This is a genomic window from Kitasatospora sp. NPDC086801 (assembly GCF_044745805.1).
In the GTDB taxonomy this organism is placed as follows: Bacteria; Actinomycetota; Actinomycetes; order Streptomycetales; family Streptomycetaceae; genus Kitasatospora.
Map to the genome: position 1 here is coordinate 389513 of NZ_JBIVAX010000003.1, position 7034 is coordinate 396546.

General features: G+C 74.6%; 7 protein-coding genes. 3 read left to right on the forward strand and 4 right to left on the reverse strand.

The features are described from left to right. Positions 1-35 precede the first annotated feature (35 nt). From ACIPLC_RS06870 to ACIPLC_RS06880, 3 genes are all read right to left on the reverse strand, one after another. Positions 36-209, reverse strand: a complete 174-nt coding sequence (locus tag ACIPLC_RS06870; RefSeq protein WP_400471755.1) for a hypothetical protein — start codon at positions 207-209, stop codon at positions 36-38. 267 nt (positions 210-476) lie between these two features. Beyond that, positions 477-917, reverse strand: coding sequence for a molybdenum cofactor biosynthesis protein MoaE (locus ACIPLC_RS06875; protein ID WP_400471757.1), 441 nt, complete (start codon positions 915-917; stop codon positions 477-479). Positions 918-1022: 105 nt separating this feature from the next. Then, positions 1023-2171, reverse strand: a complete 1149-nt coding sequence (locus ACIPLC_RS06880; protein ID WP_400471759.1) for an NAD-dependent epimerase/dehydratase family protein — start codon at positions 2169-2171, stop codon at positions 1023-1025. A 200-nt stretch (positions 2172-2371) separates the two neighbouring features. On the opposite strand from ACIPLC_RS06880, the gene ACIPLC_RS06885 reads away from it, so the two are divergent. Both ACIPLC_RS06885 and ACIPLC_RS06890 read left to right on the forward strand, forming a co-directional pair. Then, the gene (locus tag ACIPLC_RS06885; protein ID WP_400471761.1) at positions 2372-3940 is read left to right on the forward strand and encodes a zinc-dependent metalloprotease; all 1569 of its coding nucleotides are present in this window, start codon (positions 2372-2374) and stop codon (positions 3938-3940) included. After that, positions 3937-4524, forward strand: coding sequence for an NUDIX hydrolase (locus ACIPLC_RS06890; protein WP_400471762.1), 588 nt, complete (start codon positions 3937-3939; stop codon positions 4522-4524). Before ACIPLC_RS06885 ends, ACIPLC_RS06890 begins: the two co-directional genes overlap by 4 nt. 119 nt (positions 4525-4643) lie before the next feature. On the opposite strand, the gene ACIPLC_RS06895 is transcribed toward ACIPLC_RS06890, so the two are convergent. Further along, on the reverse strand, positions 4644-5300 hold the full coding sequence (locus ACIPLC_RS06895) for a M48 family metallopeptidase (RefSeq protein WP_400471764.1): 657 nt from the start codon (positions 5298-5300) through the stop codon (positions 4644-4646). A 324-nt stretch (positions 5301-5624) separates the two neighbouring features. Here ACIPLC_RS06895 and ACIPLC_RS06900 point away from each other — a divergent pair, with 324 nt between their 5' ends. Further along, entirely contained in the window at positions 5625-6713 is a 1089-nt protein-coding gene (locus ACIPLC_RS06900) for a ThiF family adenylyltransferase (protein WP_400471766.1), read from the forward strand. Positions 6714-7034: the final 321 nt, after the last annotated feature.

Genomic DNA, 7034 nt, shown 5'->3' on the forward strand with positions numbered 1-7034 from the left:
CAGTACGGGACGCGGATGAGCGGACGCCCCCCGGGCTACCGGCCGGAACCGTCCTCGGAGGCGGCGCTTCCGGCGGTGGTGCGTTCCATCGCGGCCATGAAGCGCCGGTGCTCGGCGAGCGAGGCCGGGTCCCCGGTGGCTCTCGGGGCGCGCTGCGCCCAGCCCGCCCACAGCGCGGCGAGCAGGACGGCGACTACCGGAATGATCAACCAGGCGAGCGCACCCATATCAGTACTCCCAGCTCGTCGTGTCTATGAGCAGATTAACCACTCCGGCGGACAACGCGGCGAGCGCCATCCGGGTTACGGGACGGCCGATCGGCTCACTGCCAGGGAGTATTCGGCCCACCGACCCGGACCCGTTCGAGTGAGAGCCCGGCGCGCCTGGCATGATCGTCGCACTGCGTGTGCACATGGCGACTCTCCGCATCCAACCGGCCGCCCGCAGGCCCGACCCGATCCGCGGGAGGCGCCGGGTCAGCAGCCACCGGCGCCGACCCACTCCTCCTCGCCGTCGGTGAAGACCTGGTGCTTCCAGATCGGCACCTCGTGCTTGAGGTCGTCGATCAGCCGCCGGGCGGCCGCGAAGGCCTCGCCCCGGTGGGCGCAGGACACGGCGACGATCACCGCCTTGTCGGTGATCTCCAGTCGGCCGACCCGGTGCACCGCCGCCAGCGCCCGCACCGGGAAGTCCGCGACGACCTTCTCGGCGATCCGGCGCATCTCCTGCTCGGCGGTGGGGTGGCAGCTGTACTCCAGCGCGGTGACCGACTTGCCGCCGTCGTGGTCGCGGACCGTCCCGACGAAGACGGTGGTCCCGCCGGCCGCGTCGTCGCCGACCGCCTCGTACACCTCGTCCAGCGAGAGCGGGGTGTCGCGGATGGCGAGCAGGCGGATGGGGTCGTGGTTCTCGGGCATGACCCCATGATTCCCCATCCCGAGTGGCTTGAGGCAAGTGGGTTCCGCATCACGACGACAGAATTCCGCATCGTGAGAAAAGTGCCCGGCCCCCGGCTGCGGGCCTCAGAAGCGGCGCCGCTTGCGGGCCCGGCGCACCAGCGCGGCCGTACCGACCAGCGCCACCGTCGCCCCGGCCGCCCCCAGGCTGGTCGCGGCCTCCTTGCCGCCCAGCCGGCGCCCGGCCACCGCGTGCTTCCCGGCCACCTGGTCCAGCAGCTCGGCCAGCACCTGCTCGTTGCTGTGCTCCGGACGCCAGCCCGCCTCGTGCAGCCGGCTGCCGGACACCACCCACGGGTACATCGTGTAGGCCAGGTCCCCCGCCGGGGCCGGGGTCAGGCCCAGCCGGTGCAGCCGGGCCGCGGTGCCCAGCGCCAGCGAGGCCGGCAGCTCCATCCGCCGGATCCCCGACAGCCGCTCCACGTCCTCCTGCTCCAGCCAGCCGTCACAGCCGACCGTCACCTCGCCCTCCACCAGGCCCAGCGCCGCGTACTCCAGCGCCGCCGCCAGGTCGTCCACGTGGCAGAACTGCCAGCACGGGCGGGAACCGGCCACCACCAGCAGCCGCGGCGCCTCGAAGTGCCGGGTCAGCACGGTGTCCACGCCGGGGCCGACCACCACGGCCGGGCGCAGCACCGTCACCTGCAGCCCCGGGTGGGCGCGCGGCGCCCGGCGGGCCAGGCGCTCGATCTCCAGCAGGTCCCCGACCAGCGAGGCCTCCTCGGTCGCCCGCAGCTCGGAGTCCTCGGCCAGCGGCACCTCGTTGTCGGCCAGCGCGCCGTAGACCATCGCGGAGGTGCAGAGCACCACCCGGTGCACCCCGGCGGCTGCGGCCGCCGTCAGCACGGTCTGCGCGCCGCGCACGTTGTAGGCGCTGCGGGCGCGCGGATCCGACTCCATGCCGAAGTCCATCGCCAGGTGCACCACCACGTCCACCCCGGACAGCCGCTCGGCCACCGCGGGGTCCCGCACGTCCAGCACCCGCCACTGCACACCCGGCACCTCGCCGCGCCGGTCGTCCACCGCCAGCACCCTGCGCACGTGCGGCGAGGCGACCAGGCGGGCCGCGACCCGCTCGCCGATCACGCCGGCGGCGCCGGTGACGGCCACGGTCAGCGGCCGTCCGCCGTAGGCTGGAGGCGGCGACGCCGTGGTGTCCGGGTCGTCCTCTCCTGCGGTCAGCCCAGAGCGAACGTCCGAAGGCGGGGAACTCACCGGCCATCCTCCACGGTTAGCTTATGTGCGTACGGACGTGTGTCACGTACGTCCATCCTGCCCGAGGCGAAGGCCCGGCGGTGCACCCGGCGCGGACCTGCCGCGCGGGAGCCGCCCACGAGTCCCCCACTCCGCTGGTGCCCCGGGCGGGCAGCACTTCCCGCCACACCCGCATGACGGCCGACCGGATCGAGGACCCCGTGAGCGACCTTCCCTTCGGATTCGGCGTTCCGCCCGAGGAGCCCGAGGACGGCAAGGCCAAGCCCGACGACGAGCAGCAGAAGAAGGACCAGGGCTCCGCAGGCTCCGACCAGAGCGGCGCGCAGCCGTTCGGCTTCGGCGCCGGCAACCCGTTCGGCGCGCTGTTCGGCATGCCCGGCGGCGGAGCCCCGGGCGGCCCCGGCGGGGCCGACAACCCGTTCGCCGCGATGTTCGGCGGCCTCAACCCCAACGACCTCGGCGCCGCGTTCCAGCAGCTCGGGCAGATGCTCTCGTTCGAGGGCGGCCCGGTGAACTGGGACCTCGCCAAGAACATCGCCCGCCAGACCGTCGTCGCCGAACCCGCCGAGGGCAAGAGCAAGGACCGTTCGGTCAGCGCCGCCGAGCACTCCGCCGTCGCCGAGGCCGTCCGGCTCGCCGACCTGTGGCTCGACGGCGTCACCGAGTTCCCCTCCGGCGCCGGCACCGCCGTCGCCTGGAGCCGCGCCGAGTGGATCGAGGCCACCCTCCCGGTCTGGAAGGACCTCGTCGACCCGGTCGCCGAGCGGGTCGGCAACGCCATGGGCGGCGTCCTGCCCGAGGAGATGCAGGCCATGGCCGGCCCGCTGATGGGCATGATGCGCTCCATGGGCGGCGCCATGTTCGGCACCCAGATCGGCCAGGCGCTCGGCGCCCTCGCCGGCGAGGTGGTCGGCTCCACCGACGTCGGCCTGCCGCTCGCCCCGGCCGGCAAGGCCGCACTGCTGCCGCAGAACGTCGCCGAGTTCGGCGAGGGCCTGAACGTGCCCGCCGACGAGGTCCGGCTCTACCTCGCCCTGCGCGAGGCCGCCCACCAGCGGCTCTTCGCCCACGTGCCGTGGCTGCGGGCCCACCTGCTCGGCGCCGTCGAGGCCTACGCCCGCGGCATCAAGGTCGACACCTCCCGGATGGAGGAACTCGTCGGCCAGCTCGACCCGAACAACCCGGAGGCGCTCCAGGAGGCGCTGGCCGGCGGGCTGCTCCAGCCCGAGGACACCCCCGAGCAGAAGGCCGCGCTCGCCCGCCTGGAGACCGCGCTCGCACTGCTCGAAGGCTGGGTCGACGCCGTCGTGCACGCCGCCGCCGAACCGCACCTGCCGCAGGCCGGCGCGCTGCGCGAGACCGTCCGCCGCCGCCGCGCCGCCGGCGGGCCCGCCGAGCAGACCTTCGCCACCCTGGTCGGCCTGGAGCTGCGCCCGCGCCGACTGCGCGACGCCGCCCGGCTGTGGGCGCTGCTCGCCGACGCGCGCGGCATCGAGGGCCGCGACGCGCTCTGGCAGCACCCGGACATGCTGCCCACCGCCGCCGACCTGGACGACCCGGACGCCTTCGTGCACCGGGGCACCGGTGACCTGGAGGGCGGCCTCGACTTCGACGCGATCGACAAGCTGCTCGGCGAGGCCGCCGCGGGCGGCACCACCGCCAAGCCCGACCTCACCAAGAACGACGGACCGGCGAAGAGCGACGAGCCGAAGCAGGACGGCGACGGCAACGGCGACGGCACCGACGGAAAGGGCGAGCCCACCGCATGACGGCCACCGACACCGGGGCGACCTCCCTGCACGCGGACGCCGTGCGCACCCTGACCGGGTGGCGCCCCGCCGACGAGGAGCAGGAACGGCTGCGGCTCGACTACCTGGCGCACCTGGCCGAGCAGCCCGAGGGCCTGTACCGGTCCTGCCTGCCCGCGCACATCACCGCGAGCGCGGCGGTCGTCGACCCGGCGGCCGGACGGGTGCTGCTCACCCTGCACCCCAAGGTCGGCATGTGGCTGCAGATGGGCGGGCACTGCGAGCCCGACGACCACGACCTCGCGTCGGCGGCGCTGCGGGAGGCCGTCGAGGAGTCCGGCATCCCCGACCTGGCCCTGCTGGAGGTGGACGGCGCCCCGGTGCCGGCCAAGCTGGACCGGCACCTGGTCCGCTGCACCGGCAAGGACCGACCGGAGAACACCCACCTGGACGTCCAGTACATCGCGGTGGCACCGGCCGGTGCGCAGGCGCTGATCAGCGAGGAGTCGCTGGACCTGCGCTGGTTCGACTACGACCGGCTGCCGGAGCTGACCGACCACTCGGTGCGGGACCTGGTGGCGCGGGCACGCCGGCTGACCAGCTGAGGTGAAACCCGAAGAGGGGGCGCGGGCCATATCGGCCCGCGCCCCCTCTCGTCATTCCCCGCGTCGTTCCCCGCGCCGTTCCCTCCCCGCGCTCCTCGCCGCCGCCTCCCGGCCGGGCGTCAGCCGCAGGAACCGGCCGGATCCGCACCCCGGTCGGCGTGCCGGGCACCGGGGATGTGCGGCAGCCGGGCCGCCGAGACCACGCCCTCCAGATAGCCGCGGGCCCGCTCGGTCCGGGGGTAGGCCTCCAACAGGGCCCAGAACGCCGGGCCGTGGTCCGGCACCAGCAGGTGGGCGAGCTCGTGCAGCAGCACGTAGTCGAGGACGTACTCCGGCATGCCCTGCAGGCGGTGGGAGAGGCGGATCGTCCCCTCGCTGGGGGTGCACGAGCCCCAGCGCGAGTTCTGGTTGGTGACCCAGCGGACCTGGGCGGGCCGGGCGCGATCGCCCAGATAGGCAGCCGACAGCCCACGGGCCCGGTCCATCAGCGCGTCGTCCCCGAGGATCCGGCGGCTCTCCTGGGCGGCGAGCTTCTCCAGCATCTGCGCGACCCAGCGCTGCTCCTCGGCGTGCGACATCCGGGCCGGGATCAGCACGATCGTGCGGTCGCCCTCGCGGTAGGCGGAGACGGTACGACTGCGGCGGGCGCTGCGGCGCACCTCCACCCGGCCCCGGTCGTGCGGCTCCGGTGGCGCGGCGGCGGGTGGGTGCTGCGGCGACGCGGGCCTCGCCTGCTGATCCTGGTCCCGACGCCCACGCGTGCTGGGCGCCGCCACTTGCGACCCGGACGCTGCACGGGCACGCCGACGCGACGCCGGTGGATGGGAGTCCCGCTCGGCTGCCATGGCACACGACGTTACCCGGTACCACGGACAGAAGTCCGGTGCCGTGGCCGAAATCTTTCGTGGAGTGATCGGGAACGAAAAGTCGACGGTGGGTGTCCGGAAACCGACGCCGGAGCGGATGGGCAGTTATCCACAGGGTCTGCGAACAGATTATGTGATCATGAGCCCAGGCCTGTGGATAACTTTGCGCACGACGTCGGCGCGATAGGGCATGCTGCGGTCAGCCGTCCGGAAACGATCGGAAGGGAGATCGCCGTGCGCCTCGTACTGAAGCCCGCCCTGTCCCGCAGCTGGCGGGACTCCGACACCCTGCAGTTCGGGACCATCACCCGCTACGCCGGGGTGCTCGGCCAGGCCGACAAGACCCTCTGCGACTTCCTCGGCCTGGTCGACGGGACCAGGGACCGCCCCGAACTGCTGGCGGCCGGCGAGCAGCTCGGCCTCGGCCGGGAGCCCGCCGACGCACTGCTGACCGACCTGGAGGAGACCGGGTTACTGGACGACGCGGAGGCGGCCGACACCGCACTGGCCCGCTACCCCCAGCCCCACCGGGAACTGCTCGGGCCGGACCTCGCCTCGCTGTCCCTGGTCCACTCCGGCCCCGGCGCCGCCCCGGCGGTCCTGGCCCGACGGGCCGACGCCCGGATCGAGGTCCGCGGCGCGGGCCGGGTGGGCGCCGCCGTGGCGGCCGTGCTCGCCGCCGGTGGGGCGGGCGCGGTCACCGTGGTGGACGGCGGCCGGGTGCGCCCCGGGGACTGCTCCCCGGCAGGACTGCCGCCTGGGGACGTGGGGCGGCTGCGCTCGACGGCCGCCCGGGAGGCCGTGCAACGGGCGGCGGGCCGACCGCTGGTGCCCGTGCCCCGGCGCAAGCCCGACGGGCCGCCGCCCGATCTGGTGGTGCTCGCGCCCCGGGACGGGAGCGGGGCGTTCGCCGGCGGGGCGTACGAGGCCCGGCTGCTGCTCCGGGCCGGGGTGCCGCACCTGTACGTCGGAGTGGTCGAGGAGTTCGGGGTGGTCGGGCCCCTGGTACTGCCGGGGGTGTCGGCCTGCGGACACTGCCTGGTCCTGCGCCGGGAGGACGAGGACGCCGCCTGGCCCCGGATCCTGGCCCAGTTGGCCGACGGCGGGCCCGGCCGGGCGCGCACACCGGCCTGCGACACGGCCCTGGCGACGATGGTGGCCGGCCTGGCGGCGCTGCACGTCCAGGTCCACCTGGACGGCGGGCGGCCGCCGAGCGTGGACGGGTGGTGCGAGGTGTCGGCCGGCGAAGGGATGCCACGGCGTCTGCGACTGCGCGGGCATCCGGACTGCGGGTGCCTCTGGCAGCCGCTACCGCCGAGGTAGGGAGGAGGGAGGAGAGGACCGTGTCGGGGCGCGGGCCCGGCGGCTGCGAGGCTCGGCAGCCGACCGGCCCCACCCCGCGGCGAACCGGGCCGACGCCCGGCCAGGTGAGCCCATGGCCAGGTGAGCCCATGGCCAGGTGAGCCCATGGCCAGGTGAGCCCATGGCCAGGTGAGCCCATGGCCAGGTGAGCCCATGGCCAGGTGAGCCCATGGCCAGGTGAGCCCATGGCCAGGTGAGCCCATGGCCAGGTGAGCCCATGGCCAGGTGAGCCCATGGCCAGGTGAGCCCATGGCCAGGTGAGCCCATGGCCAGGTGAGCCCA

Excerpts from the sequence above, each read along its gene's own strand:
- ACIPLC_RS06875 (WP_400471757.1), bottom strand. The coding sequence starts at position 917 with ATGCCCGAGAACCACGACCCCATCCGCCTGCTCGCCATCCGCGACACC.
- ACIPLC_RS06890 (WP_400471762.1), top strand. The coding sequence starts at position 3,937 with ATGACGGCCACCGACACCGGGGCGACCTCCCTGCACGCGGACGCCGTG.